This is a genomic window from Lysinibacillus sp. FSL P2-0066 (assembly GCF_037969495.1).
In the GTDB taxonomy this organism is placed as follows: domain Bacteria; phylum Bacillota; class Bacilli; order Bacillales_A; family Planococcaceae; genus Lysinibacillus; species Lysinibacillus boronitolerans.
In genome coordinates this window covers 3,388,969-3,413,869 of sequence record NZ_CP150202.1, presented here as the reverse complement: position 1 = coordinate 3,413,869, position 24,901 = coordinate 3,388,969, and the positions used below count along the sequence as shown (strand labels likewise).

At 40.4% G+C, this 24,901-nt stretch carries 17 protein-coding genes, 14 tRNA genes and 3 rRNA genes; 29 read left to right on the top strand and 5 right to left on the bottom strand.

What is annotated here, in order from left to right; translation table 11 throughout:
- The first annotated feature begins 172 nt into the window (after positions 1–172).
- The gene (locus MKZ14_RS17115) at positions 173–760 is read left to right on the top strand and encodes a peptidylprolyl isomerase (protein WP_004228389.1); all 588 of its coding nucleotides are present in this window, start codon (positions 173–175) and stop codon (positions 758–760) included.
- A gap of 21 nt (positions 761–781) precedes the next feature.
- On the top strand, positions 782–994 hold the full coding sequence (locus MKZ14_RS17110; RefSeq protein WP_016995163.1) for a hypothetical protein: 213 nt from the start codon (positions 782–784) through the stop codon (positions 992–994).
- A gap of 36 nt (positions 995–1,030) precedes the next feature.
- On the opposite strand, the gene MKZ14_RS17105 is transcribed toward MKZ14_RS17110, so the two are convergent.
- Both MKZ14_RS17105 and MKZ14_RS17100 read right to left on the bottom strand, forming a co-directional pair.
- Positions 1,031–2,464 carry a hypothetical protein gene (locus MKZ14_RS17105; protein ID WP_339280233.1) on the bottom strand — a complete coding sequence of 478 codons (1,434 nt, stop codon included), beginning with the start codon at positions 2,462–2,464 and terminating at the stop codon, positions 1,031–1,033.
- Positions 2,465–2,572: 108 nt separating this feature from the next.
- Entirely contained in the window at positions 2,573–3,745 is a 1,173-nt protein-coding gene (locus MKZ14_RS17100; protein ID WP_339280232.1) for a MalY/PatB family protein, read from the bottom strand.
- Between the two features lie 72 nt (positions 3,746–3,817).
- On the opposite strand from MKZ14_RS17100, the gene MKZ14_RS17095 reads away from it, so the two are divergent.
- The 4 genes from MKZ14_RS17095 to yugI all read left to right on the top strand — a co-directional run bounded on the left by MKZ14_RS17095 (position 3,818) and on the right by yugI (position 7,091).
- The gene (locus MKZ14_RS17095; RefSeq protein WP_004228396.1) at positions 3,818–4,078 is read left to right on the top strand and encodes a DUF1871 family protein; all 261 of its coding nucleotides are present in this window, start codon (positions 3,818–3,820) and stop codon (positions 4,076–4,078) included.
- A 355-nt stretch (positions 4,079–4,433) separates the two neighbouring features.
- Positions 4,434–4,982, top strand: a complete 549-nt coding sequence (locus tag MKZ14_RS17090; protein ID WP_016995160.1) for a sigma-70 family RNA polymerase sigma factor — start codon at positions 4,434–4,436, stop codon at positions 4,980–4,982.
- Positions 4,975–6,627: a hypothetical protein gene (locus MKZ14_RS17085; protein WP_312127201.1), complete on the top strand. Its 1,653-nt coding sequence runs from the start codon at positions 4,975–4,977 to the stop codon at positions 6,625–6,627. Before MKZ14_RS17090 ends, MKZ14_RS17085 begins: the two co-directional genes overlap by 8 nt.
- A gap of 86 nt (positions 6,628–6,713) precedes the next feature.
- Entirely contained in the window at positions 6,714–7,091 is a 378-nt protein-coding gene (yugI, locus tag MKZ14_RS17080; protein ID WP_004228409.1) for a S1 domain-containing post-transcriptional regulator GSP13, read from the top strand.
- A gap of 42 nt (positions 7,092–7,133) precedes the next feature.
- On the opposite strand, the gene MKZ14_RS17075 is transcribed toward yugI, so the two are convergent.
- Positions 7,134–8,441 (bottom strand): sigma-54-dependent Fis family transcriptional regulator, encoded by a 1,308-nt coding sequence (locus MKZ14_RS17075; RefSeq protein ID WP_016995156.1) that lies wholly within the window; start codon positions 8,439–8,441, stop codon positions 7,134–7,136.
- A 145-nt stretch (positions 8,442–8,586) separates the two neighbouring features.
- Here MKZ14_RS17075 and pruA point away from each other — a divergent pair, with 145 nt between their 5' ends.
- From pruA to MKZ14_RS17050, 5 genes are all read left to right on the top strand, one after another.
- The gene (gene pruA, locus MKZ14_RS17070; RefSeq protein ID WP_258860174.1) at positions 8,587–10,131 is read left to right on the top strand and encodes an L-glutamate gamma-semialdehyde dehydrogenase; all 1,545 of its coding nucleotides are present in this window, start codon (positions 8,587–8,589) and stop codon (positions 10,129–10,131) included.
- A 250-nt stretch (positions 10,132–10,381) separates the two neighbouring features.
- A complete protein-coding gene (locus tag MKZ14_RS17065; protein ID WP_004233780.1) occupies positions 10,382–11,575 on the top strand; it encodes an ornithine--oxo-acid transaminase in 1,194 nt (397 codons plus the stop codon).
- 83 nt (positions 11,576–11,658) lie between these two features.
- A complete protein-coding gene (locus MKZ14_RS17060) occupies positions 11,659–12,903 on the top strand; it encodes a Glu/Leu/Phe/Val dehydrogenase (RefSeq protein WP_004233781.1) in 1,245 nt (414 codons plus the stop codon).
- Between the two features lie 367 nt (positions 12,904–13,270).
- Entirely contained in the window at positions 13,271–14,434 is a 1,164-nt protein-coding gene (locus tag MKZ14_RS17055; RefSeq protein WP_333006861.1) for an iron-containing alcohol dehydrogenase, read from the top strand.
- A gap of 357 nt (positions 14,435–14,791) precedes the next feature.
- The gene (locus tag MKZ14_RS17050; RefSeq protein WP_036074919.1) at positions 14,792–15,490 is read left to right on the top strand and encodes a hypothetical protein; all 699 of its coding nucleotides are present in this window, start codon (positions 14,792–14,794) and stop codon (positions 15,488–15,490) included.
- A 53-nt stretch (positions 15,491–15,543) separates the two neighbouring features.
- On the opposite strand, the gene MKZ14_RS17045 is transcribed toward MKZ14_RS17050, so the two are convergent.
- Together MKZ14_RS17045 and MKZ14_RS17040 are read right to left on the bottom strand one after the other, a co-directional pair.
- The gene (locus MKZ14_RS17045; protein ID WP_016994403.1) at positions 15,544–16,527 is read right to left on the bottom strand and encodes a cation diffusion facilitator family transporter; all 984 of its coding nucleotides are present in this window, start codon (positions 16,525–16,527) and stop codon (positions 15,544–15,546) included.
- 14 nt (positions 16,528–16,541) lie between these two features.
- Positions 16,542–17,264: an MgtC/SapB family protein gene (locus MKZ14_RS17040; RefSeq protein WP_016994404.1), complete on the bottom strand. Its 723-nt coding sequence runs from the start codon at positions 17,262–17,264 to the stop codon at positions 16,542–16,544.
- Between the two features lie 133 nt (positions 17,265–17,397).
- Here MKZ14_RS17040 and MKZ14_RS17035 point away from each other — a divergent pair, with 133 nt between their 5' ends.
- From MKZ14_RS17035 to MKZ14_RS16950, 18 genes are all read left to right on the top strand, one after another.
- Positions 17,398–18,297: a DMT family transporter gene (locus tag MKZ14_RS17035; RefSeq protein WP_036074915.1), complete on the top strand. Its 900-nt coding sequence runs from the start codon at positions 17,398–17,400 to the stop codon at positions 18,295–18,297.
- A gap of 271 nt (positions 18,298–18,568) precedes the next feature.
- A 16S ribosomal RNA gene (locus MKZ14_RS17030) occupies positions 18,569–20,120 on the top strand.
- A gap of 181 nt (positions 20,121–20,301) precedes the next feature.
- Positions 20,302–23,229: ribosomal RNA gene (locus tag MKZ14_RS17025) — 23S ribosomal RNA — on the top strand.
- 191 nt (positions 23,230–23,420) lie between these two features.
- Positions 23,421–23,536, top strand: a 5S ribosomal RNA gene (rrf, locus tag MKZ14_RS17020).
- Together the 16S, 23S and 5S rRNA genes with 14 tRNA genes alongside form the textbook arrangement of a ribosomal RNA operon.
- 10 nt (positions 23,537–23,546) lie before the next feature.
- A tRNA-Val gene (locus MKZ14_RS17015) sits at positions 23,547–23,622 on the top strand.
- A gap of 3 nt (positions 23,623–23,625) precedes the next feature.
- Positions 23,626–23,701: transfer RNA gene (locus MKZ14_RS17010), tRNA-Thr, on the top strand.
- A 7-nt stretch (positions 23,702–23,708) separates the two neighbouring features.
- Positions 23,709–23,784, top strand: a tRNA-Lys gene (locus MKZ14_RS17005).
- A 17-nt stretch (positions 23,785–23,801) separates the two neighbouring features.
- Positions 23,802–23,886 (top strand) — tRNA-Leu (locus MKZ14_RS17000).
- A 35-nt stretch (positions 23,887–23,921) separates the two neighbouring features.
- Positions 23,922–23,996 (top strand) — tRNA-Gly (locus MKZ14_RS16995).
- Between the two features lie 5 nt (positions 23,997–24,001).
- Positions 24,002–24,090 (top strand) — tRNA-Leu (locus MKZ14_RS16990).
- Between the two features lie 8 nt (positions 24,091–24,098).
- A tRNA-Arg gene (locus tag MKZ14_RS16985) sits at positions 24,099–24,175 on the top strand.
- Between the two features lie 9 nt (positions 24,176–24,184).
- Positions 24,185–24,261: transfer RNA gene (locus tag MKZ14_RS16980), tRNA-Pro, on the top strand.
- Positions 24,262–24,275: 14 nt separating this feature from the next.
- Positions 24,276–24,351, top strand: a tRNA-Ala gene (locus tag MKZ14_RS16975).
- Positions 24,352–24,379: 28 nt separating this feature from the next.
- A tRNA-Met gene (locus tag MKZ14_RS16970) sits at positions 24,380–24,453 on the top strand.
- Between the two features lie 7 nt (positions 24,454–24,460).
- Positions 24,461–24,537, top strand: a tRNA-Ile gene (locus MKZ14_RS16965).
- A gap of 15 nt (positions 24,538–24,552) precedes the next feature.
- Positions 24,553–24,645 (top strand) — tRNA-Ser (locus MKZ14_RS16960).
- 52 nt (positions 24,646–24,697) lie between these two features.
- Positions 24,698–24,772, top strand: a tRNA-Met gene (locus MKZ14_RS16955).
- Between the two features lie 3 nt (positions 24,773–24,775).
- Positions 24,776–24,851 (top strand) — tRNA-Asp (locus MKZ14_RS16950).
- Positions 24,852–24,901: the final 50 nt, after the last annotated feature.

Genomic DNA, 24,901 nt, shown 5'->3' with positions numbered 1-24,901 from the left:
TCGCTCGGACCTATTTATATAGTTTTAAAAAGGAATAGTAAAAGTGCAAAAATCGTCAATACTTTGAGGGAGAAAACCGGTAGGAAGTATGTTAGACTAAAATGAGGTCAGAAAGGGTGCACAGGCATCTTTTTCATTGAAACTGAAATTTATCATTAAAGGAGAGACTTCCATGTTTCCACAATTAACAACAGACGTACAAGCAGGCGAAGTGCTTGTAGAAATGAACACAACATTAGGTGCTATCAAAATTAAATTATTCCCTGAGCACGCACCAAAAACGGTTGAGAACTTTTTAGGTCATGCTAAATCAGGCTACTATAACGGCATTATTTTCCACCGTGTTATTCAAGACTTCATGATTCAAGGTGGCGACCCAACTGGTACTGGTATGGGCGGAGAATCAATTTGGGGTAATTCCTTTGAAGATGAGTTCTCAGAGCAATTGTTTAACCTACGTGGAGCGCTTTCAATGGCAAATGCAGGTCCAAACACAAATGGTTCTCAATTCTTTATTGTACAAATGAAGCACCTTCCAAGTGATATGCTTCGTCAATTACAGGGTGCAGGCTTCCCTGAAGAAATCATCGAAGCTTACGCTCAAAACGGTGGTACACCTTGGTTAGACCATAAACACACAGTATTCGGTCATGTAGTAGAAGGTATGGACATTGTGGATAAAATTGCGGATGTGGAAAAAGATTTCCGTGACAAACCATTAGAAGATGTGAAAATTGAGTCAATTACAGTCTTTGAATAATACGTATAAGGACGTGTAGAAATGCAAAACTTTATGTATCAATTTTTATATTTCCCAGAAGACAAATCAGGTTATATTCCAGCGGCATTTGAATTTTTAATTATGCTTATTCTATGTATTATCGTGTTTACGCTTTTTAGAAAAATTTCTAAGAAGCAAGAAATGAAATCTAAGGAAATTGAAGCACGGATTTTAGCAGAAAAGAAAAGTACAAATAACCAACAGAATATTTAAATAAAAAGAATCTGCCTCCCTGGAGACAGATTCTTTTTATTTATATTTTTTTTTAGCACGACGCACCATGTTTCGTAGTGTTTTAAAGGCAGTGACACAAACAAGGACAAGGGATAAACCAATCCCACTCAATGCAGTAATAAAGGCTACCCATTCAAAGAGTGTATAACTACCGATGCTATCGAAATCACTGCTATCCTTCCAACCTTCAATGACTAAGTTCATCCCATAAATGCCTGATATTACAGTAAAGACTGTTAAAATAAATAGTAAATTATTACTTCGATTATCAGATTGATCTTCCTGTGTTCGATACAAACTATTCAATGTTTCTTTCGTTTCGACATAATGTTCATTTATACGGAAATACTTTCGTAGCAATTGAGAAATTTCTCTGCCTTCTGTTCGTACGATGACTTCTTCAAAATAATAGCGTGCAGAAAACTTTGTAATGAGCTCGATTAGTTCATTGACAACCTGTTTATCTTTGCCCCACTTTATTTCACTATACTCATAGGAAAGCTTTAAGAGCATCATTTTATAAAAATAATGAATGAACAAATTGTAATAGTGCGTACCCATAAATTCTTGAATACTATGTGTACATTTGGCAAACGGCCTATTTGTCATCGTTATTTGTGCCTGTGACGAGGTGATAATATAACTGTTCGGAGCCCAACGTGTATGGGCATGCTCTTGTACATAATTAGAGATATATTCAGGATTAGTGCTAGAAATAAAGGGTTTGCCAGCAGGTGTCCTACCATCTACTTGTCCCAATCGAAATAAATGCTCAGGTATAATTTTAGCTTCTTCCTCAGCAATTAAATATGCTGAGGCAAACATTCGCTCATCTTCAAAGAACGGTAAGCCTTCATAGCTATGGTCTTGTTGATGTAATAGAAAGGGCTGTAAATAAGGTATAAAATACTTAAATAACAATTCACTTGTAGAAGAACAATGACCAAATGAAAAATGATGACTGGCACCTTTCTCCTCTCGTAGTTTGGCCTCTAATACTCTAAAATAGTGGATAAAATTTAATATATCACTTAGATCATGTGATTGATCGGTAATATTTGCTCTTACTGTTATAATCCCATTCCCAAAAGGACATAATGTCACATCAATACTCATCACTTCGTAATCATAATTGATTTGACTTTCTTGAAGGTGTAAGGTGCCTTGTGTATAAAAAGCTTTGGAAAAACGAATAAAGTCAGGGCTATTCATTTCGTTTGGAAATAATTTATCCTCCAAAAAAGGATAGAAAAATTGGGCAAGCTCCTCATGTATAATCGTCATATCACCATAAAAGGCGTCTTCAAGTGAAGTATTTTTCAAGGTAAAAAAAGAAAAGTCTTCATCTAATAGTACATCACTGATTTTTTGACGATTTTTTTCGGAATAGGCGAAGGGAAAAAGGAAGGTCATATAGGCACGTTTAATCGTTAATGGGACAATGTCCATGTAAAACACCTCTTTATAAATCCGATTGATAAGAACCTTTTCCACAAAATTAAGCTTTTAAACATAGAAAAGGATATCTCCAAAAGAGAGATATCCTTTCAACCATTATTATTGTGCAAAGACCTTTTTAAAACGCTCGACGCCATCTTTCACAGTATCAAATGAACAAGCAACATTCATACGTAGGAAGCCACGGCCTTCTTCTCCATATTTTGTTCCTGGTTCTAGTGCTAGCTTTCCGATTTCAAGTAAGCGAGTCATGATCTCCTTCTCTTCAAGCCCCAGCTCTCGGTAATCAATCCAGATTAAATAAGTGGATTGTGGAATCGTAACACGAATGCCTGGAATTTGCTCTAACTCAGCTTTCACATACTCCATATTGGCAGAAATATAAGGGAGTAATTCATCTAACCAAGGAGCCCCTTTTGTATAAGCAGCATGAAGGGCAACAGAGGCAAATGTATTTAATGAGCCTTGACCACTTGCCATATTGATGGCCTCTAGCTTCAAGCGTTTTTTCTTATCTGTTACGATCATATATGAAACTTGAATTCCTGCTAAGTTAAAAGTTTTAGTAGGAGCCATACACGTAACTATGCGATTGATTTCATCACCTGCAACTTTAGCTAAAGGAATATGTTTATCCCCATTGATCATTAAATCAGCATGGATTTCATCAGAAATAATGATGACATCATACTTAGCACATAGTCGTACAATTTCCTTTAAAGTAGCTTCATCCCATACATAGCCTCCTGGATTATGCGGGTTACATAGTATGTAGGCTTTCACATCTTGTGCTAAAGCCTGCTCAAAGGCTTCAAAATCATAGACAAACATTCCATCTTCTTCAACCAATGGGCAGCTTACAACTTCACGACCATTACTTTTTGGTATGTTAAAGAATGGCGGATAAACTGGAGGTGAAATGAGTACTTTGTCACCAGGGTTAGTTAGGGCAACAATGCTGTTAGCTAATGCAGCCACAACACCATTACAGAATAGAATGGCTTCTTTCTCAATGTGCCAGTCATGGCGACTACTTTGCCAGTCTACAATGGATTGAATTGCTTCTTCACTCATATAACTATAGCCAAAAATAGTATGTTCGGCATGTTGCTGTAAAGCCTTTGAAACGGCTGCTGGAGCAGCAAAATCCATATCGGCTACCCACATTGGTAAGATATCTGAGGCATCGTTTAGGCCATAAACCTTTTCCATTGCGTCCCATTTTACAGAGTTTGTACATCGACGTTTGATAGTTTGATCAAAAATAGACAAGCAAATCACTCTTTTCTTTTTTTTTTACTATGGTATCATACGAGTATGATCAAAGGATAATAGGTGAGTATTTTGGAAAATATAAAAATGAATCAAGCAGCTGTCCATCTGCTAGAGGAGTGGGATCCATTCCACTTAGGTCCAGACCATTATGATACAGAAACAGCAGATGTAGTAGCAGCATTGCAAGGGATTGATGATCCATCGACACTTGCAAAAGTTATTCAAGAAACATATGAGCATTCGTTTGAGCAATGGATACCATTTGAAGACTGTGTCGCCATTTCTTACAAACTAATTGCGATTAAATTTGAAGCGAAATGTATTATTTAAAATATTTTGCATATTCCTTATAAAAAAAGGGGTTGTCACTGGACAACCTCTTTTTTAATGGAATCATTGAGGCTAATACTTATTTAAATAAAGGCAAAATCCCCTGAATGAAAATAACACCCAATTTTTGTTGTAAATTGATCCCTCGATGACACGAAAATAAATCCTCCTTATACTAAAGTATTATTTTACCTCAATCTTCTCATAATACAAGCAAATATCAGAAAATTGATGGTAGATAGGAAGACACTTGATGGAGTAAAAATCTAGAATGATAACATATAAGGAAAGACATCTAAATTATGTAACAATTAGGTAGAATGCTTCGTTTCATTATCAAAAAGGGGGGATAGCTATGACAGAGGTTGAACTAATAGCAAGGGCGCAGCAAGGAGATAAAGATGCCTATATAGAGCTTATCCGCATACATCAACGAACCGTTGAAAAGTTTGCCTTTCAATGTGGTGTACATACAAATGATTTAGCTGATGTTTCACAGGAGGTATTTGTCAAACTGTATCGCTTTTTACACCAATTTAAACAGGATCGATTTACCACATGGCTCTATAAAATCACATTAAATGCTACGCGTGATTATTATCGTAAGGAACAACGGCAGCAGGCAAAAGAGGACAAGTTACAAGCCCAACAGCAAAAGACTCATTCATCTGCTGAAGAGGATGTTCTTTTGTTTGAAGAGGACAGGCATCTACATTGTGCTATTCAGGCCCTTGATGAAAAATACCGTTATCCTCTCGTGTTGTATTATTTCCACGAATTAAAATACGAAGAAATCGCTGAGGTCTTAAACATTTCGTTATCGACGGTGAAAGTGCGATTATTACGTGCGAAGGAAAAGCTAAAGGCAGCATTAATGCAAGATGGGAGTGTTGAAAATGGATGATAAGCAATTTGACCAACGCATGGCACTACTGAAAAAATCCTATGAACGAATGGAACCGAAGCTTGATCCTGATACTGTCTTTAAACAAATTGAAGAAGAGGATACATCAAAGGAATTATCTTTTGAAAATATCAATAAAGTTCATCAGCGCCCCTCAAGATGGCAAAAGTCGGTTGTTTGGTTTGTAAGTATTGCGAGCGTGTTATTAGTGGGTTTATTAGGAACTTCATATATGATTAGACAACCTGAAACTTACAATAGTAATGATAAACAGATTTTTCAAGAAAATGATGACAACAGGATAGAGACGTATGAACAATGGGTAGAGCGAATCACCAAGAAATATAAGAGAGTGAAAGAAGATATAAGTAGGGAGTTGAAAGTTTCAGTAGAAGAACTGAATACTTTTTCATATATTCAAAATGCAGATTCCATGTTGGCCTTCTATACGAGTTATGAACGTTCGATAAAAGAGGATTGGGAATTGCAAATAATGGAGAAAGAAATTTTAGACGGATTAATGACCCCAAGACGAGCCTTAGAGACAATCAAAGGATATGGGCCATTATCCTTTAATGAATCTTATGGAATCTTTAGCTTATATAAGCAACCGCTTAATGACATAGAAGTGTATTTTAATTCTTTACTTGAACCTTATGAACAGTTTTTCAAGAAAAAGATAGATCGTAGTCAGTATCCATCAGATTTAAAAGCAATCATTGAAACAGCAAGCAAGCAATATATGGAACTTCATATGGATACGGATGGTTCCTATTATTTTAAAGCTAATCCCATCGATGGGGAATTTGCTTTTGAGCCTATAAAATACATGCACCCTGATATTTTTGGTTACTTTGAGTTTTTACAAAAAGGATTTTTATTAAGAGAAGAAGACTTGAGATATACACGAGAAGAAACAGCTGAATCCTTGAAAATTATGGAGCGTTCATTGTTGTTTGATATCAATACGGCGAATGCTACTTATAAGGAATTAAAGGCAGTATTTGAAAATACTTGGTTAGCTCTAATGAAAGGAACCACTAACTATCAAGTGTATACTGACAAGGGAATCGTTAATAAAGAATACCTGAATTTTTTACAAAAAGTTGCTAATGGAAAGTATGGGGAGGTAATGACAAAGAATGCGGCAATTATTTTAAATGAATTACACCAATATAACAACTCAGCAACGTTAGTAGGGCTGTCCAAACAAGATATTTCAACGGCCATTTTGCAAATTAGGAAAGATACGGCAGTTGAAGAATTTAATATTGTAGACATCGATGATGCTGAGATTGCACAAATTAAGAAAATTTATGATCAGTATTTGAAAAGTGACCCTGAACCATTTATTAATCAGCTTAGTCCTTTAAATATGGTTTCCCTTTATTTATATGCAATTTCTATTGGAGATGAATCATTGGAAGAGAAAGTAATCCTATCAAATGTAGAAATAGAGTCGGATTTTTTAAACAAAGTGAAGAACTTATCTATTATTAGCCAAATGGCGCAATACAACGGCAATTATCCAATGGTGGCTGTACGACTTGATGAAGAACATCAAAAAGAGTATGGCAAGCAACTTTTGTTTAGATTATCTCAAAATGAAGACGGTTTTTACCGTATAATTGGTATCATGGATTGATGAGATGATTTTTTGCCCCGTTTTTACACGTATGTTATAATTTAAGCGATATATACGTAGCAAACAAAAGAAAGTGGGCAAAGGTTATGGTAAAAAAATATGAATTAGGAGACGTGTTGACCGGAAAAGTTACAGGTATTCAACCATACGGTGCATTTGTTGCATTAGATGACAATACGCAAGGCCTTGTGCATATTTCGGAAATAACATACGGCTTTGTGAAGGACGTTAGTGAATTTTTAGCTGTTGGGCAAGAAGTAGAAGTCAAAATTCTTGAAATCGATGAAGAGGCCGAAAAAATTAGTTTATCGATGAGAGCGCTACAGGATCGCCCAGCAACAGTAAGAAAAAAAGATGCACCACCACGTAAATCATTGCAGGACCGTGTAGATGAATCGGATGCAAATGGTTTTAATTCCTTAAAAGATAAATTGCAGGACTGGATTGAACAATCTGGTCAATAAAAAAACGAGGATGCTTTCGAATGAAGGTATCCTCGTTTTTTTCTATTGCTTTTTTATTTTACGGATTCGATATTGTAGGTTTTGTCTGCTCATACCAAGCGCATTCGCTGCCTTTGTAATATTGCCCTCATATAAATTTAAGACATTTTGCACATAATATGATTCGGCTTCACGCAAATAGGCATCGAGTGGCATAACATTATGATTTTGATGGAACATAAAAAATTCTGGCTCACGATTATTTGTATCTTGCTGTTGCACTTTGAAGCGGAAATGTAAAGGTAATAAATCTGAAGTAACAGTGGTTTCCGTTGTCATAAATGAAACAATTTCATCCAGTAGTAGCTCAAGCTCCTTTAGATTTCCTGGCCAATCATACTGTAAAAATAATTCCTGTACATCTGGTGCAAGTTCAGTGACCTGTGAGGCAAATCGTTCTCGATGTCGACTAAAATAATCTTCAACAAATGGAAGAATGTCTTCTTTTCGATCTGTTAAATTTGGAATGGTAATCGCCATTGTTGCAAAGAAATAATAAAGAGATTTTGACAGCTTTTTTTCGGCAATCAATGTAATAGGATCACTGCCTACACTTCCAATCAGCATATATTTGGACTGTGGCAGCGAATGTAGTATATCTAAAAGTTGCTCTTGAATGTCTAAGCTTAAAAAATCTATCCGTTCAAAGAAAAAGGTATAGTCTTTATCTTCTTCTAATAATTGCTGTAGTTTATCGAGCACCGATTGAGCTGAACGGCGACTAACGAGTGTTACAAAGGCATCAGGATCAGGTGAAGCCGCGTGGTGAATTCCCTCTGCTACTAAGTCTTTCCCTGTGCCAGATTCGCCAATTAATAATACTGGTAATTTTACAGCAGCTGCTTTTTTAGCGTTGTCGATAACCTGCTTCATGGATTCAGAATCTGCTTTAATCATATCAAATGTTAATGGTTCATCGTAACGACGAAGGGGTTGATAAACAAGCTTTTCCAGTGAGGTAATATCACGTGCAAATTCGATTGCGCCAATCAGTTTTCCATCAGCAAAAAGTGGAAAAGTATCATTAATTGTTGTAATTTCATGACCATTTTTATTCCAGTAGGATTGTTTAACATTAATTTCTTTCTTTCCTGTTTGTAAAACACGCATTAATGTACTTTCATGTTGACGGAAGGAAAACATTTCAATAATGGAACGGTCTGCAAGTTCATCAAAATGAAATCCTTCAATTTCTTTCATTTTCGTATTGTAAATAATTGTTTTGCCAGATAGGTCTACTGCATGAATACCCACGGATACATTTGTTGCAATAAACTCATAAAAAGGTAGTAAAGGTTCAGAATTTTTCATAAAAATGTGCACCTCAAAAATTTTTTACTTGAAATATGCAACGAAATTTTGCATTATAATAAGTGTAAGAATATTTTATACGCAAAGATATTTTGCGTCAATGTTTTTTGCATACCCAAACACATCTCACAAGGGAGGATTAAGTATGATTCCATACAAACACGAACCATTCACAGATTTTTCACAAGAGGCAAACTACAATGCTTATGTAGAGGCTTTAAATAAAGTTGAAGGTTACTTAGGTCAAGACTACCCACTCATTATCGGTGGCGAGCGCATTACAACAGAAGATAAAATCGTTTCGTACAATCCTGCAAAGAAAACAGAAGTCATTGGTCGCGTGTCAAAAGCGAGCAAAGATTTAGCTGAAAAAGCGATGCAAGCGGCAGATGAAACATTCAAAACGTGGAAAAAAGTTGATCCAGCCATTCGTGCAGACGTTCTTTTCAAAGCAGCAGCGATTATCCGTCGTCGCAAACATGAATTCTCTGCATTATTGACAAAAGAAGCTGGTAAGCCTTGGGCAGAGGCTGATGCAGATACTGCAGAAGCAATCGACTTCATGGAATACTACGGTCGCCAAATGCTACGCATTAAAGACGGGCAACCAGTAGAAAGCCGTCCAGGTGAATACAACCGTTATGACTACATTCCATTAGGAATTGGTATCGTCATTTCTCCTTGGAACTTCCCATTTGCGATTATGGCTGGTACAACAGTCGCTGCATTAGTAACAGGGAACACAGTGTTATTAAAACCAGCGTCAACAACGCCAGTTATTGCATATAAATTTATTGAAGTATTAGAAGAAGCTGGTCTTCCAGCAGGTGCTGTTAACTTCGTACCAGGTTCTGGTGCTGAAGTAGGTGACTACTTAGTTGATCATCCTAAAACACGCTTCATCAGCTTCACAGGTTCACGTGATGTCGGCTTACGTATCAACCAACGTGCATCTGTGTTAAATGAAGGCCAAATTTGGATTAAACGTGTTATCGCTGAAATGGGCGGTAAAGATACAATCGTAGTGGATAAAGAAGCAGATTTAGAATTAGCTGCACAATCCATCGTGAAATCAGCATTTGGTTTCTCAGGTCAAAAATGTTCAGCATGTTCTCGTGCTGTCATCGTAGAAGATGTCTATGACCAAGTAGTAGAGCGCGTTGTTGAATTAACAAACGCTTTAACAGTTGGGGACCCAACAGACTTCAGCAATTTCATGGCAACAGTTATCGACCAAGCCGCTTTCAACAAAATTACTGAGTACATCGAAATCGGTAAAGGCGAAGGCCGTCTAGTAGCTGGTGGTACTGCTGACGATTCAGTCGGTTACTTCGTGCAACCAACTGTGTTCGCTGACGTTGATCCTTCAGCTCGTATTATGAAGGAAGAAATCTTCGGACCAGTTGTTGCGATTGCAAAAGCAAAAGACTTTGACCAAGCAATTGACATCGCAAACGACACAGAATACGGCTTAACAGGTGCAGTTATCACTAAAAACCGTATGAATTTAGAAAAAGCACGTCAAGAATTCCATGTAGGAAACCTTTACTTCAACCGTGGCTGTACAGGTGCAATCGTAGGTTACCAACCATTCGGTGGCTTCAACATGTCAGGTACAGACTCAAAAGCTGGTGGCCCAGACTACCTACAACTGCATATGCAAGCTAAAACAACTTCAGAAATGCTTTAATTTTCACATTGACGTGAGGGCTTTTCAAAGTAAGTAGAAATTAAGGCATTTTAAATGAATTTGTGACACTTCTCCAGGTAACACTACCCTGGCTAAAACCGTAGACATCCATGACGTAGTTTACTGTGGAGAAGTTAGCAAATTTATCGTTTGAATTGTTGCTAAATTTTTAATCATTCTACTTATAGTGATACATAGTCCCTTTCTTCTATAAAGTTTTTCAACATGATTAGTAAGGAGAGAATAGGATATGACAAAAACTCAACAAGTTATTGAACAAACACAAAATTTTGGTGCAGCAAACTATCATCCACTGCCAATCGTTATTTCAGAGGCTGAGGGTGCTTGGGTTAAAGATCCAGAAGGCAACAAATATTTAGATATGTTATCAGCTTATTCAGCTGTAAACCAAGGACACCGTCATCCAAAAATTATCGCTGCTTTAAAAGAGCAAGCTGATAAAGTAACGTTAACTTCGCGTGCTTTCTACAGCGAAAACCTTGGTGAATGGTATGAGCTAGTAGGGAAATTAACAAATAAAGAAATGGTATTACCAATGAATACTGGTGCTGAAGCAGTAGAAACTGCGTTTAAAGCAGCTCGTCGTTGGGCATATGATGTTAAAGGCGTAGAAGAGGGTAAGGCTGAAGTTATTGCATGTAATGGTAACTTCCATGGTCGTACAATGCTAGCTGTATCTTTATCTTCTGATGAAGAATACCGTCGTGGTTTTGGTCCAATGCTACCAAACGTTAAATTAGTAGATTATGGTAACCTTGAAGCTTTAAAAGCTGCTATTACACCAAACACTGCTGCATTTTTAATTGAGCCAATTCAAGGTGAAGCAGGTATCGTCATTCCAACAGAAGGCTTCTTAAAAGCAGCTCGTGAACTTTGCCGTGAAAACAATGTTCTATTCATTGCTGACGAAATTCAAGCTGGTTTAGCACGTACAGGTAAAATGTTTGCTTGTGACTGGGAAGAAGTAGAACCAGATATGTATATCTTAGGTAAAGCTCTAGGTGGCGGTGTATTCCCGATTTCTTGTGTGGCTGCAAACCGTAGTATTTTAGGTGTATTCAACCCAGGCTCACATGGTTCAACTTTCGGAGGCAACCCTTTAGCTTGTGCAGTTTCAATTGCATCTATTAAAGTTTTATTAGATGAAAAATTAGCAGAGCGTTCACACGAACTTGGTGAATATTTCAAAGGCAAATTAAAAGAAATTAACAACCCAGTTATTAAGGAAGTACGTGGTCGTGGTTTATTTATCGGTATGGAGCTAACAGAAGCAGCTCGTCCATACTGTGAAAAACTTAAAGAATTAGGTCTATTATGTAAAGAAACACATGATACAGTGATTCGTTTTGCACCACCACTTGTGATTTCTCAAGAGGATTTAGATTGGTCAATTGAACAAATTGAAAAAGTATTTAAACTTTAACAAAATGTTCACATTTTAATTCGGAAGTATGTTACAATGATGCCGATAACTATCATTAAAAAAAACAAAGAGGCGATTTAATAATGTCTGAAAACTTAAATCTTTTCACATCAACACAAGATGTCATTCAAGATGCTCTAAATAAACTTGGCTATGATGAAGCAATGTATGAATTACTAAAGGAACCGCTTCGCATGCTACAAGTGCGCATCCCAGTAAAAATGGATGATGGTACAACAAAAGTATTTACTGGCTACCGTGCACAACATAATGATGCTGTAGGACCAACTAAAGGTGGGGTTCGTTTCCACCCACAAGTGTCTGAGGAGGAAGTTAAAGCGCTTTCAATGTGGATGACATTGAAATGTGGTATTGTCGATCTACCATACGGTGGTGGTAAAGGCGGTGTCATTTGTGATCCTCGTCAAATGTCTATGGGCGAAATTGAACGCTTAAGCCGTGGCTATGTTCGTGCGGTAAGTCAAATCGTAGGACCAACAAAAGATATTCCTGCGCCAGACGTATTTACAAATGCACAAATTATGGCATGGATGATGGATGAATATAGCCGCATGGATGAATTCAACTCTCCAGGCTTCATCACGGGTAAACCACTAGTACTTGGTGGTTCTCAAGGTCGTGACCGTGCGACTGCACAAGGTGTTACAATCGTAATCGAAGAAGCAGCAAAAAAACGTGGTATTGATATTAAAGGTGCTCGTGTTGTTATTCAAGGATTTGGTAACGCAGGAAGCTTCCTTGCGAAATTCATGCATGATTTAGGTGCGAAAGTAATCGGTATTTCAGATGCTTATGGTGCACTTCATGATCCTGAAGGTTTAGATATCGACTATTTATTAGATCGTCGCGATAGCTTTGGAACAGTAACAACTTTATTTGAAAACACAATTTCTAACAAAGAATTATTAGAGCTTGATTGTGATATTTTAGTACCAGCTGCTATTGAAAACCAAATTACTGCTGACAATGCACATAATGTGAAAGCAAATATCGTAGTAGAAGCAGCAAATGGTCCAACAACAGCAGAAGCAACTAAAATCTTAACAGAGCGCGGCATTTTACTTGTACCAGACGTATTAGCCTCTGCAGGTGGAGTTACAGTTTCTTACTTTGAATGGGTGCAAAATAACCAAGGTTATTATTGGACAGAAGAAGAAGTGGAAGAGCGTCTATACAAAAAAATGGTTGAAGCATTTGATAATGTATATACAACAGCAACAACACGTAACATCAACATGCGCTTAGCAGCTTACATGGTAGGTGTTCGCCGTACGGCAGAAGCTTCTCGCTTCCGTGGTTGGGTTTAAGTAAAAATAAGCTAATGAGTCATTCCTATACTAATGGGATGACTCATTTTTTTCATTTTTATTCGATTGAAGAAGGTGATCTAGACGCTGTTCTAATAGCATCTTTTTTTCGTTCCTTATTTTTTTGATTTTAAAAAATCGTAACAGGAAAAAGCCCAAAATTATAGTTACGACAACAATTACAATAATAAGCATGTGCAAAAATTCCTTTGATTTTATGTAATAAAAAGTACTATACAACTATTACCTGAACAAAATCTGAACAGTTTGAAGCAACTCTTTAGAAATAGCAAAGCGATGACAGCGTGTAATCTTTGCTTTCTCTAGCATAATTATGAGAAAATCCAACTAGAAAGGGGCGAATTAGATGGATTCATTTACTTTTTTTAACCCGGTGAAACTACATTTTGGTGAGGATGCACTTGAAAAATTACCGAAAGAATTAGAGCAATTAGGAAACAAAGTATTAGTTGTATATGGTGGCGGGAGTATTAAAGCGAATGGTGTATACGATGCTGTTATAGAAAAATTGCAACTCGCGGATAAAACCGTATTTGAATTAGGTGGTGTAGAGCCAAATCCACGAGTGGAAACAGCTAGACGAGGTATTGAGATATGCAAAAAAGAAGGAATTGACTTAGTTCTTGCTGTTGGTGGTGGTTCAGTAATCGATTGTTCTAAATTAATCGTTGCTGGCGCGAAGTATGATGGCGATGCTTGGGATATCGTGACACGTAAAGTGTTAGTAGAACAAGCCCTACCACTAGGAACAGTGTTGACACTTGCTGCTACAGGTTCAGAAATGAATGCTGGATCTGTGATAACGAATGCCGCTACAGAAGAAAAACTAAGTTGGGGTAGTCCAGCAGCCTTCCCGAAATTTTCAATCCTAAATCCAGCATATACAGTGACTGTACCTAAAAATCACACTGTGTATGGAATTGTGGATATGATGTCACACGTATTTGAGCAATATTTCCATAATACAACGAATACTCCTATCACAGATGAAATGTGTGAAGGGGTATTGCGAACGGTTATTACGACAGCTCCAAAATTAGTAGAGGATCTAGAAAATACAGAGTTACGTGAAACCATTTTATTAGCAGGGACAATTGGTTTAAATGGCTTCCTATCAATTGGTTCACGAGGGGATTGGGCATCTCATAATATTGAACATGCTGTATCTGCTGTTTACGACATTCCACACGCAGGGGGGTTAGCTATTCTTCAACCACATTGGATGCGTTTAAGTGTACCAGTAAATCCTGAGCGTTTTGCAGGTATAGCCACACGTGTATTTGGAGTCGAAGCAACAGGCAAAACAGTAGAAGAGGTTGCTTACGAGGGAATTGATCGTTTATCTGCATTCTGGACATCATTAGGGGCGCCTAGTCGTTTAGCTGATTATGATATTGATGATTCGAAATTCCAGCAAATAATAGATCATGCAATGCAAAATGGCCCGTTTGGAAACTTTAATAAATTGCAAGGGGAAGATGTAAGAACTATTTTACAAAATTCTCTTTAATACATCATGTATGAGGCTATGCTTATAGCCTCATATTTTTTTGTTGCAAGGTTAAGAAAAATTAACGATAAGTGTTGAAATTTGTCGTAGAAGTTTCTATAGTCCTGCAATATAATAAAATAGATAGATATAAAAGTGGTTAATAATATATTTTTCTTTGTTTTAAGTGATAAAAGTCACGTTTTTTATTGAGTCATTCAACCTATATTGTGAATTATTTAACTATGAGGTAATTTTCGAATGATAGAAAAGAATAATTTTTTGTCATAATCACTCACTTCGTGTAGTGATGTTCAGAAGTTGTTCAGCCACCTTTACTAAAATAATGACAATATTAAACAAAGAGGAGAGGATCAAATGTTGAAACAATTGCTAGAGAACCGTATTGTTACATTAAGCTGTATAGAAATGCCATTTCAGCAACACGTTTATAAAATGCAAAATTGTGTAGAAGTATTGGGTATAGAAGCGAAATCATTGCAAATTGAAAATGATAAAATTATCACTGGATACATTGTAGATCAAAGCATATTTTTTAAAAGCTTACGTTTTGGGCAAACGAATGTTATTTTTTCGGATGGTGTAAATAAAGCAATTGTACAATTATTTGTTCGTCCTTTTGGAGAAATTGTTGTAGAAGTTAAGCCTTATTTGGGGGGTGCTGAAATTGTTCCTGTTTATTATCGAACAATTTTAGCGGATACGGCTATTGCAATTGATTTAAAAGGTGCTTTAAAACATTATTTGGTAGCCCATCAATTCATGAATATCGAAGATTCAATTGCTGAAGTCCATTATCAATCCATGCATCCGAATGTATTAAAGGATTCTTTTGCAGGGAATTTCGTATTGGGCTGTCATGTGGATGGCAGAGATATATTAAATGCCGAAGAATATGCATTGGCTAATCGTCAAGCCTCCTTACAATTTTCCAAAATCGTAATTCAACAGAATGGTAAAAGACAAACGATTGCCTGTAATAAATTGCTTACTTTTATGATTACAAACCATGTCTATGTTGGTTATGAGGATATTCCCAATTTAAAACTAGTATAATAAATAGCCAACTGCCTGAAATATGGCAATTGGCTATCTGTCTGTATAAAGTATTACATGGAGTTATTTGGCTTTTCGCCAACGTGTATCCAGCTTGTTTTCCCGTCATCTTCGTCGAATAAAATAGCTACTTTAGATACTCCTTTTTGGCTTAGGATTACTTCTGTTAAATGATCGCGAACATCATCTAAAAAGGCTAGCGATAAATGGGGATCAGCTTCAGCTACTAATTCTACATGTAAAAATTCCCCTTCTTTAATCACTTCAAGACGCACAATATCTTTAATATTCGGATCCTCCATTACGAGGTGAGCGATATGGTTTAACATCTCTTCATCTGTCTCACCGATGACACCACGTGCATTATCGAGGAATACCTTACCAACTACATAAAACATCATGGCCCCGATTATCATCGAAACAAGTCCTTCTATTCGACCCCAACCTGTAAAATAAGCAATTAAAATTGCAGCAAAGGCTAAAAAGTTGCCTCCAGTAGCAACTAAATCTTCCATAAAAACTAATTTTGTTGCCGGTTTTGCTCTATTCAAGTATGGGAATGCTTTGGGAATAGATGCGATACCTGCTTTTTCTTGACCTGCTTCATGTAGCACTTCTGCAGCCGCTTTAGCTAGCACTGTCCCTTCTAAAACAATCCCGATGAATAATACGCCTAGGGCAATCAGTATGCCGCTAGATTCTCCTGTGGGATGAATAAAATGATGCCAACCTTCTTTTATTGTTTCATAAGAAAGTATAGCTACAATTATTACAGCGAAAAGGCATACTAAATTGACAATACGACCAAAGCCACCAGGAAATTGTTTGGTAGGTGCCTTTTTAGAGAGTGCTGAACCTATATACACAAATAATTGGTTTGCTGCATCGCCTAGAGAGTGCATCATTTCTGCAAACATTGCAACGTTACCTGTAAAGAAAAAGGCGATTCCTTTAATAATTCCTAAAAATGCATTTACAAATGCAGCCATTAGTGAGGGTTTGTTACCGTCTTTTAGTAGTTTTAATAGTTCTGCCATAAAAAATCCTCCAACTAGTTTAAAATTTCCATTTCGATTTTTTCTATATAAGATAGTGCTCGTAATGAACGATAAAATGACAACAAATTATCCGAGACGATTAAGGAAAGGCGTAAATCTAACTCATGTAAAACACTATCATTTTTTAAGTGCACATCTTTAATGCGTATGTTTTCAATGATAATGTTGTTGTCCTTTAAAAATAATAGAAATGATTCTGTATGGTTGTCATCATCAATTTGAACTTTTAATAGAATTTCTCGCATACGAATTCGCTTTGGTCCAATTTTCATAAGAAAAGGTGATAGTACCTCAATTCCAAAAACAATGATCACAACCGCTAATGTTGCATCCATGTAAAATCCCGCCCCAACCGCAATACCGATACCAGCGGCTCCCCAGATCATAGCAGCGGTTGTTAAACCCGTAATGCTGTCATTGCCGCGTCTTAGAATGACTCCTGCACCAAGAAAGCCAATTCCACTGACAATTTGCGCGGCTAAACGAAGAGGGTCCATCGTAATGTTGATATCTTCTCTTGCGGGGGTTGAGTAGGCTGTTTCAATGGAGATAATCGTTAATAAGCAGCTGAAAGTAGCAATCACTAAACTTGTTTTTAATCCAACTGGTTTTTTCTTTAATTCCCTTTCGATACCGATTACTAAACTTAATGTGGCTGCAATAACTAATTTTATGCCAACTTCATATGTAATCATATTTTCCAATAATGTTTCCATACACGACCCTCCATTGATATTTCGTATTGCTAAGAGATATGCAAACTGTCATTATTATATGTGCATCACTTTTTTGTATTGTACAACATGGAGGTAAGGACATATAAGTATTTTTTCAGGGAGGTGGGGTTTTATGGAACAGCCAAGAATTCATCCATACATCCCAATTGTAATTGGTGTAATTTCAGTATCGATGTCAGCTATTTTTGTGAAATTAGCATCGGCGGAAGCGGGAATTATAGCATTTTATCGCATGCTATTTTCCGTTTTAATCATGGCGCCATTGTTTTTAAGAGGATATACAAAGGAGTTAATAACCTTAAAAAGACGTGATTGGCTATTTTCTTCCGTTGCGGGGATTTTTTTAGCATTTCATTTTATATTATGGTTTGAATCACTCAACTATACTTCAGTAGCAAGTTCAACAGTTTTAGTAACGCTACAACCGTTGTTTGCATTTGTGGGCACATACTTCTTCTTTAAAGAGAAAATAACGATGAAAACAATCATAGCAGGATCGATTGCAATAATAGGAAGTGTTTTAATTGGTTGGGGCGATTTTAAAGTAAGTGGAACAGCCTTTTATGGAGATGTACTAGCACTCATTGCTTGTGCACTAGCAACTGCCTATTTTTTATTAGGACAGGACGTACGTAAGAGATTATCCTTGGTAACCTATACGATGGTTGTATATGTTGTGAGTACCATTACTTTATTTATATATGTATTGGTTAAAGGGGAATCTTTTGGACCATACTCTTCGATGGATTGGATATGGTTTATCTTATTAGCATTAATACCAAATTTACTTGGTCATACTTTGTTTAATTGGTCTATTAAATATGTTAGTACGAATGTTGTTTCAATAGCTATATTATTTGAGCCTGTAGGAGCTGCTCTTTTAGCTTTGGTGATATTTAAAGAGTATTTAATCATGACACAAATCATTGGTGGATCGATTGTATTAGCAGGAATTCTATTGTTTGTAATAGATATTAAAAAGATTTTTAATTTTTTTATGAAAAATGCTTGATTTTTTAAATGCTATATTATATATTATTACTTGTCCTTAACAAGAAGGAACGCTTGAAAATAAAATTTTTAAAAAGTTGTTGACTTCTAGTTGAGAATGAGATAAGATAGTAAAGTCGCTGAAAACGACTTAAATAAAAATGAACCTTGAAAACTGAACAAGCAAAACGTAATCAATAAAGTTTTAAGTAGCTAGCTTTGCTAGTGAACAAAACACAATTTTGGACATCAAACATGATGCCAGCAAAACAATTTGAGCTAATCAAATTTCTTTTATGGAGAGTTTGATCCTGGCTCAGGACGAACGCTGGCGGCGTGCCTAATACATGCAAGTCGAGCGAACAGAGAAGGAGCTTGCTCCTTTGACGTTAGCGGCGGACGGGTGAGTAACACGTGGGCAACCTACCCTATAGTTTGGGATAACTCCGGGAAACCGGGGCTAATACCGAATAATCTCTTTTGCTTCATGGCAAGAGACTGAAAGACGGTTTCGGCTGTCGCTATAGGATGGGCCCGCGGCGCATTAGCTAGTTGGTGAGGTAACGGCTCACCAAGGCGACGATGCGTAGCCGACCTGAGAGGGTGATCGGCCACACTGGGACTGAGACACGGCCCAGACTCCTACGGGAGGCAGCAGTAGGGAATCTTCCACAATGGGCGAAAGCCTGATGGAGCAACGCCGCGTGAGTGAAGAAGGTTTTCGGATCGTAAAACTCTGTTGTAAGGGAAGAACAAGTACAGTAGTAACTGGCTGTACCTTGACGGTACCTTATTAGAAAGCCACGGCTAACTACGTGCCAGCAGCCGCGGTAATACGTAGGTGGCAAGCGTTGTCCGGAATTATTGGGCGTAAAGCGCGCGCAGGCGGTCCTTTAAGTCTGATGTGAAAGCCCACGGCTCAACCGTGGAGGGTCATTGGAAACTGGGGGACTTGAGTGCAGAAGAGGAAAGTGGAATTCCAAGTGTAGCGGTGAAATGCGTAGAGATTTGGAGGAACACCAGTGGCGAAGGCGACTTTCTGGTCTGTAACTGACGCTGAGGCGCGAAAGCGTGGGGAGCAAACAGGATTAGATACCCTGGTAGTCCACGCCGTAAACGATGAGTGCTAAGTGTTAGGGGGTTTCCGCCCCTTAGTGCTGCAGCTAACGCATTAAGCACTCCGCCTGGGGAGTACGGTCGCAAGACTGAAACTCAAAGGAATTGACGGGGGCCCGCACAAGCGGTGGAGCATGTGGTTTAATTCGAAGCAACGCGAAGAACCTTACCAGGTCTTGACATCCCGTTGACCACTGTAGAGATATAGTTTCCCCTTCGGGGGCAACGGTGACAGGTGGTGCATGGTTGTCGTCAGCTCGTGTCGTGAGATGTTGGGTTAAGTCCCGCAACGAGCGCAACCCTTGATCTTAGTTGCCATCATTTAGTTGGGCACTCTAAGGTGACTGCCGGTGACAAACCGGAGGAAGGTGGGGATGACGTCAAATCATCATGCCCCTTATGACCTGGGCTACACACGTGCTACAATGGACGATACAAACGGTTGCCAACTCGCGAGAGGGAGCTAATCCGATAAAGTCGTTCTCAGTTCGGATTGTAGGCTGCAACTCGCCTACATGAAGCCGGAATCGCTAGTAATCGCGGATCAGCATGCCGCGGTGAATACGTTCCCGGGCCTTGTACACACCGCCCGTCACACCACGAGAGTTTGTAACACCCGAAGTCGGTGAGGTAACCTTTTGGAGCCAGCCGCCGAAGGTGGGATAGATGATTGGGGTGAAGTCGTAACAAGGTAGCCGTATCGGAAGGTGCGGCTGGATCACCTCCTTTCTAAGGATTATTTCGGAATACAAACCTTGGGTTTGTAAGATTACGTTTTGCGTTCAGTTTTGAAGGTTCATTCTTCCTGAATGAAACACTTCAAAACTTGTTCTTTGAAAACTGGATAAAACGACATTGAAATTGTAACAAACACATTTATTTTTTAAGTTTTTTATAGGCTTAATAACTTGGTTAAGTTATTAAGGGCGCACGGCGAATGCCTTGGCACTAGGAGCCGAAGAAGGACGGCACTAACACCGATATGCTTCGGGGAGCTGTAAGTGAGCTTTGATCCGGAGATTTCCGAATGGGGGAACCCACTACGTTTAATCGCGTAGTATCTTGACGTGAATACATAGCGTCTTGAAGGCAGACCCAGGGAACTGAAACATCTAAGTACCTGGAGGAAGAGAAAGAAAAATCGATTCCCTGAGTAGCGGCGAGCGAAACGGGAAGAGCCCAAACCAAGAGGCTTGCCTCTTGGGGTTGTAGGACACTCTATACGGAGTTACAAAAGAGCGAGTTAGATGAAGCGACTTGGAAAGGTCCGCCAGAGCAGGTAAAAGCCCTGTAGTCGAAAGTTCGTTCTCTCCTGAGTGGATCCTGAGTACGGCGGAACACGTGAAATTCCGTCGGAATCCGGGAGGACCATCTCCCAAGGCTAAATACTACCTAGTGACCGATAGTGAACCAGTACCGTGAGGGAAAGGTGAAAAGCACCCCGGAAGGGGAGTGAAAGAGATCCTGAAACCGTGTGCCTACAAGTAGTTAGAGCCCGTTAATGGGTGATAGCGTGCCTTTTGTAGAATGAACCGGCGAGTTACGATTACGTGCAAGGTTAAGCTTTAGAAGGCGGAGCCGCAGCGAAAGCGAGTCTGAATAGGGCGATGTAGTACGTGGTCGTAGACCCGAAACCAGGTGATCTACCCATGTCCAGGGTGAAGGTGAGGTAACACTTACTGGAGGCCCGAACCCACGCACGTTGAAAAGTGCGGGGATGAGGTGTGGGTAGCGGAGAAATTCCAATCGAACTTGGAGATAGCTGGTTCTCTCCGAAATAGCTTTAGGGCTAGCCTCGTGATGAGAATACTGGAGGTAGAGCACTGTTTGGACTAGGGGGCCATCCCGGTTTACCGAATTCAGACAAACTCCGAATGCCAGATATTTATACACGGGAGTCAGACTGCGAGTGATAAGATCCGTAGTCAAAAGGGAAACAGCCCAGACCACCAGCTAAGGTCCCAAAGTAATCGTTAAGTGGAAAAGGATGTGGCGTTGCACAGACAACCAGGATGTTGGCTTAGAAGCAGCCATCATTTAAAGAGTGCGTAATAGCTCACTGGTCGAGTGACGCTGCGCCGAAAATGTATCGGGGCTAAACGATTCACCGAAGCTGTGGATTGACATCTACGATGTCAGTGGTAGGAGAGCGTTCTAAGTGCGTTGAAGTCAGACCGGAAGGACTGGTGGAGCGCTTAGAAGTGAGAATGCCGGTATGAGTAGCGAAAGACGGGTGAGAATCCCGTCCACCGTATGACTAAGGTTTCCTGAGGAAGGCTCGTCCGCTCAGGGTTAGTCGGGACCTAAGCCGAGGCCGATAGGCGTAGGCGATGGACAACAGGTTGATATTCCTGTACCACCTCCTCACCGTTTGAGAAATGGGGGGACGCAGTAGGATAGGGTAAGCGCGCCGTTGGTTGTGCGCGTCCAAGCAGTAAGGCGTGTGTGTAGGCAAATCCGCACACTGTAACGTTGAGCTGTGATGGCGAGTCCGTATGGACGAAGTTCCTGATTTCACACTGCCAAGAAAAGCCTCTATCGAGGTGAGAGGTGCCCGTACCGCAAACCGACACAGGTAGTCGAGGAGAGAATCCTAAGGTGTGCGAGAGAACTCTCGTTAAGGAACTCGGCAAAATGACCCCGTAACTTCGGGAGAAGGGGTGCTCTTGAGCGTGCAAGCGCATGAGAGCCGCAGTGAATAGGCCCAGGCGACTGTTTAGCAAAAACACAGGTCTCTGCAAAACCGTAAGGTGACGTATAGGGGCTGACGCCTGCCCGGTGCTGGAAGGTTAAGAGGAGTGGTTAGCGCAAGCGAAGCTGCGAATTGAAGCCCCAGTAAACGGCGGCCGTAACTATAACGGTCCTAAGGTAGCGAAATTCCTTGTCGGGTAAGTTCCGACCCGCACGAAAGGCGTAACGATCTGGGCACTGTCTCAACGAGAGACTCGGTGAAATTATAGTACCTGTGAAGATGCAGGTTACCCGCGACAGGACGGAAAGACCCCGTGGAGCTTTACTGTAGCCTGATATTGAATTTTGGTACAACTTGTACAGGATAGGTAGGAGCCAGAGATCTCGGAGCGCCAGCTTCGAAGGAGGCGTCGGTGGGATACTACCCTGGTTGTATTGAAATTCTAACCCATGCCCCTTAGCGGGGCAGGAGACAGTGTCAGGCGGACAGTTTGACTGGGGCGGTCGCCTCCTAAAAGGTAACGGAGGCGCCCAAAGGTTCCCTCAGAATGGTTGGAAATCATTCGTAGAGTGTAAAGGCACAAGGGAGCTTGACTGCGAGACCTACAAGTCGAGCAGGGTCGAAAGACGGGCTTAGTGATCCGGTGGTTCCGCATGGAAGGGCCATCGCTCAACGGATAAAAGCTACCCCGGGGATAACAGGCTTATCTCCCCCAAGAGTCCACATCGACGGGGAGGTTTGGCACCTCGATGTCGGCTCATCGCATCCTGGGGCTGTAGTCGGTCCCAAGGGTTGGGCTGTTCGCCCATTAAAGCGGTACGCGAGCTGGGTTCAGAACGTCGTGAGACAGTTCGGTCCCTATCCGTCGTGGGCGTAGGAAATTTGAGAGGAGCTGTCCTTAGTACGAGAGGACCGGGATGGACACACCGCTGGTGTACCAGTTGTCTTGCCAAAGGCATCGCTGGGTAGCTATGTGTGGACGGGATAAGTGCTGAAAGCATCTAAGCATGAAGCCCCCCTCAAGATGAGATTTCCCATTACGCAAGTAAGTAAGATCCCTCAAAGACGATGAGGTAGATAGGTTCGAGGTGGAAGTGTGGTGACACATGGAGCTGACGAATACTAATCGATCGAGGACTTAACCAATATGTTTGAAGCATTCAATGCACCGTTTATCCAGTTTTGAAAGAATAATTCTTTCAACAAAAAAAGAGAGCTTCAAGACACAAGTAGTACAAGGAAGCAAACGAGTGATTGAAGGAGCGTACTTATGTACGTGACTGATTGAACGAGAGCAGCTGACGCAGTAATACGCCGTGTATTGGAGGTCGAATAAGTCTAGTGATGATGGCAAAGAGGTCACACCCGTTCCCATACCGAACACGGAAGTTAAGCTCTTTAGCGCCGATGGTAGTTGGGGGCTTCCCCCTGTGAGAGTAGGACGTCGCTAGGCATAAAACCCAGGAGGATTAGCTCAGCTGGGAGAGCATCTGCCTTACAAGCAGAGGGTCGGCGGTTCGAGCCCGTCATCCTCCACCATATGCCGGTTTAGCTCAGCAGGTAGAGCAACTGACTTGTAATCAGTAGGTCGTGGGTTCGATTCCTATAGCCGGCACCATTTTTTCGAGCCATTAGCTCAGTTGGTAGAGCATCTGACTTTTAATCAGAGGGTCGAAGGTTCGAGTCCTTCATGGCTCACCATTTAGAAATAATAATAAGCGGGTGTGGCGGAATTGGCAGACGCACTAGACTTAGGATCTAGCGCCGCAAGGCGTGGGGGTTCGACTCCCTTCACCCGCACCATTATTTTCATTGCCAGATAAAAAACTTATGCACATGCGGAAGTAGTTCAGTGGTAGAACACCACCTTGCCAAGGTGGGGGTCGCGAGTTCGAACCTCGTCTTCCGCTCCAAATGTGCCGGGGTGGCGGAACTGGCAGACGCACAGGACTTAAAATCCTGCGGTAGGTGACTACCGTACCGGTTCGATTCCGGTCCTCGGCACCATTTTAAATGCGCCCGTAGCTCAATTGGATAGAGCGTCTGACTACGGATCAGAAGGTTATGGGTTCGACTCCTGTCGGGCGCGCCAAAAGAACAACGGGAAGTAGCTCAGCTTGGTAGAGCACTTGGTTTGGGACCAAGGGGTCGCAGGTTCGAATCCTGTCTTCCCGACCATTTCCAAAAATTATGGGGCCTTAGCTCAGCTGGGAGAGCGCCTGCCTTGCACGCAGGAGGTCAGCGGTTCGATCCCGCTAGGCTCCACCATAAGTAAATTAACCAGTATAAAGATCCTGGCGGCGTAGCTCAGCTGGCTAGAGCGTACGGTTCATACCCGTAAGGTCGGGGGTTCGATCCCCTCTGCCGCCATCTTAAAGGACCTTTAGCTCAGTTGGTTAGAGCAGACGGCTCATAACCGTCCGGTCGCAGGTTCGAGTCCTGCAAGGTCCACCATTTATATATTGTAACGGAGGTATACCCAAGTCTGGCTGAAGGGATCGGTCTTGAAAACCGACAGGCGGGTAACACCGCGCGGGGGTTCGAATCCCTCTACCTCCTCCAGTTTTAAATTTTTATAAATGGTGCTTTAAAAACTCGAAACATATAAAATTATCGCGGGGTGGAGCAGTGGTAGCTCGTCGGGCTCATAACCCGAAGGTCGTTGGTTCAAATCCGGCCCCCGCAACCAAAAGGTCCCGTGGTGTAGCGGTTAACATGCCTGCCTGTCACGCAGGAGATCGCCGGTTCGATCCCGGTCGGGACCGCCATTTTTAAAATCAAAGTCATGAGAAGCAAAAGAGTGAGTAAGCTTAGCATG

Bases quoted from the DNA above. Each gene is read 5' to 3' on its own strand.
- MKZ14_RS17115 (WP_004228389.1), top strand. From the start codon at position 173: ATGTTTCCACAATTAACAACAGACGTACAAGCAGGCGAAGTGCTTGTA.
- MKZ14_RS17110 (WP_016995163.1), top strand. From the start codon at position 782: ATGCAAAACTTTATGTATCAATTTTTATATTTCCCAGAAGACAAATCA.
- MKZ14_RS17105 (WP_339280233.1), bottom strand. From the start codon at position 2,464: ATGGACATTGTCCCATTAACGATTAAACGTGCCTATATGACCTTCCTT.
- MKZ14_RS17090 (WP_016995160.1), top strand. From the start codon at position 4,434: ATGACAGAGGTTGAACTAATAGCAAGGGCGCAGCAAGGAGATAAAGAT.
- MKZ14_RS17085 (WP_312127201.1), top strand. From the start codon at position 4,975: ATGGATGATAAGCAATTTGACCAACGCATGGCACTACTGAAAAAATCC.
- yugI (WP_004228409.1), top strand. From the start codon at position 6,714: ATGGTAAAAAAATATGAATTAGGAGACGTGTTGACCGGAAAAGTTACA.
- MKZ14_RS17075 (WP_016995156.1), bottom strand. From the start codon at position 8,441: ATGAAAAATTCTGAACCTTTACTACCTTTTTATGAGTTTATTGCAACA.
- pruA (WP_258860174.1), top strand. From the start codon at position 8,587: ATGATTCCATACAAACACGAACCATTCACAGATTTTTCACAAGAGGCA.
- MKZ14_RS17065 (WP_004233780.1), top strand. From the start codon at position 10,382: ATGACAAAAACTCAACAAGTTATTGAACAAACACAAAATTTTGGTGCA.
- MKZ14_RS17060 (WP_004233781.1), top strand. From the start codon at position 11,659: ATGTCTGAAAACTTAAATCTTTTCACATCAACACAAGATGTCATTCAA.
- MKZ14_RS17055 (WP_333006861.1), top strand. From the start codon at position 13,271: ATGGATTCATTTACTTTTTTTAACCCGGTGAAACTACATTTTGGTGAG.
- MKZ14_RS17050 (WP_036074919.1), top strand. From the start codon at position 14,792: ATGTTGAAACAATTGCTAGAGAACCGTATTGTTACATTAAGCTGTATA.
- MKZ14_RS17045 (WP_016994403.1), bottom strand. From the start codon at position 16,527: ATGGCAGAACTATTAAAACTACTAAAAGACGGTAACAAACCCTCACTA.
- MKZ14_RS17040 (WP_016994404.1), bottom strand. From the start codon at position 17,264: ATGGAAACATTATTGGAAAATATGATTACATATGAAGTTGGCATAAAA.
- MKZ14_RS17035 (WP_036074915.1), top strand. From the start codon at position 17,398: ATGGAACAGCCAAGAATTCATCCATACATCCCAATTGTAATTGGTGTA.